1 protein-coding gene is annotated in these 737 nt (G+C 48.7%); it reads left to right on the top strand.

The features are described from left to right. On the top strand, nucleotides 1-737 hold a 737-nt coding region (locus tag Q4Q49_RS22120), incomplete at both ends, for a site-specific integrase (protein WP_312000459.1).

The following is a 737-nucleotide window of genomic DNA, read 5'->3' as shown; positions in this document are numbered from 1 at the left end:
CGTACGCGTAACGCTTATTTGTATGCCATCACCCAACTGCAGCACTATGCAAACCAACCGTTCGATAACATTACGGATGAGCAGCTTACGGCTTATTTCCGTTACTTAAATCTTGAGCGGCATCATTCCAGGGCCACCTTAAAGTTACAGCTTAATGGCATTCATTTTTTCTATGAACATGTCCTAAAGCGTGACTTTACGATTCAGCTGAGTTTACCGAAACGTCCGCACAAGCTGCCGCAATTGCTTAGCTGCCAAGATATCGCGGCACTGCTGTATCACTGTCAAAACCTGAAACAACGCGCTATGTTGGCGCTGTGTTATGGTTGTGGTTTGCGTGTCAGTGAGTTAACCCATATTAAGGTTGCTGATATCGATGGGCAGCGGCAGTTGCTCAAAGTGTGTCAAGGCAAGGGTGCCTGCGACCGCTGGGTGATACTCTCACCGACTTTACTCACCCTGTTGCGTCAGTATTGGCAAGCGTATCATCCCGTCGAATGGTTGTTTGCCTCGACCTATCATGATGTGGTTTATCCGCTGCATGAGTCGACCTTTCGTAAAGCGTTAGCGAAGGCGGCCCGCTTAGCGAGTATCACTAAGCCATGCAGTCCACACAGCCTAAGGCATGCTTATGCGACCCATCAATTACAAGCGGGTATGCCACTTCATCAATTACAGGCTCAACTTGGTCATCACAGTATTAAATCCACCGAGCGCTACTTGCATTGGTCGCCGGA

Source organism: Shewanella sp. SP1S1-7 (genome assembly GCF_031932105.1).
Lineage (GTDB): Bacteria > Pseudomonadota > Gammaproteobacteria > Enterobacterales > Shewanellaceae > Shewanella > Shewanella baltica.
The sequence above is the reverse complement of the archived record's forward strand: the minus strand, read 5'-3'. Positions and strand labels throughout refer to the sequence as shown.